Origin of the sequence: Stenotrophomonas maltophilia group sp. RNC7 (assembly GCF_030910085.1) — a bacterium.
Taxonomy (GTDB): Bacteria; Pseudomonadota; Gammaproteobacteria; order Xanthomonadales; family Xanthomonadaceae; genus Stenotrophomonas; species Stenotrophomonas sepilia.
On the sequence record NZ_JAVFVN010000523.1, the window covers coordinates 1 to 918 of the forward strand.

2 protein-coding genes are annotated in these 918 nt (G+C 28.4%); both read left to right on the forward strand.

The window, feature by feature from the left end:
• The first annotated feature begins 169 nt into the window (after window positions 1–169).
• On the forward strand, window positions 170–469 hold the full coding sequence (locus RCF13_RS10135) for a metalloregulator ArsR/SmtB family transcription factor (protein ID WP_016121554.1): 300 nt from the start codon (window positions 170–172) through the stop codon (window positions 467–469).
• Window positions 470–500: 31 nt separating this feature from the next.
• The coding region (locus tag RCF13_RS10140; RefSeq protein ID WP_308141125.1) for a hypothetical protein at window positions 501–918 on the forward strand (418 nt) is incomplete at its 3' end.

The window sequence follows — 918 nt, forward strand, 5'->3', positions numbered from 1 at the left end:
TATAATTTGATAAATATTTTATTTTCAAAAACTTCATACCAACTTCACATCAAATTAGAATCTATATTGTATAATTATATTAATTACCACTTTAAATACAGTGTTTATAGATTTTTTTAAATAGTTAAATATAAACTCTAATTTAACCATTAAAAGGGGGATCATAACAATGCAAAGATTTGTTACACTTGAAACTAATAGTATGGAGATTCAAGAAAATGTTGATACAATAAAGGTTATGGCACACCCAGTACGCTTAAAAATACTTTATGAACTATACAAAAATAAAACTTTAAATGTAACGCAATTGACAGAAACATTAAATATTCCTCAATCAACAGTGTCGCAGCACCTAGCAAAAATGAAAGGGATAATACTGAAAGGCGATAGAAAAGGTCTAGAAATCTATTATTCTATTCATAATAATAAAGCTAATGAATTAGTAAAATTACTATGCATAACAGATTAAAGTTTTTTAATACTCTGGAGGTTTAGCATCAATGGAAGAACTTCAATGCTATGAAGGTTTTATAAAAAAAATAGCTCATATAAAAGAGTGGGACAAACAGGAACTGCTTAATTTTCTTTCAAAAGAGTTCACTACCGAATCTGAAAATACGTATAAGGTAATAGGAATTAGAGCTAGACTATTAACAACAGAAGAGCGAGGATATATTTCAAATGAATATCCCCACCTTAAAATACCATTTAGCTTCCTTGAAGATGAAAATCAGCTAGCTGCAATCGCGATTTATTTAGAAATTCTTCATGAAAGTGACAAATATTTTTTCCCATTATCATTTGAAGAATATAATAAAACACAACCTATATTTCAAGCAGAACCAGAACTGCTTGATTACATACGAACAAGTCAAACTGGTAAACTGGATCACGAGTTACTTCAATTAAAAGCAATTG

Excerpts from the sequence above, each read along its gene's own strand:
- RCF13_RS10135 (WP_016121554.1), top strand. The coding sequence starts at position 170 with ATGCAAAGATTTGTTACACTTGAAACTAATAGTATGGAGATTCAAGAA.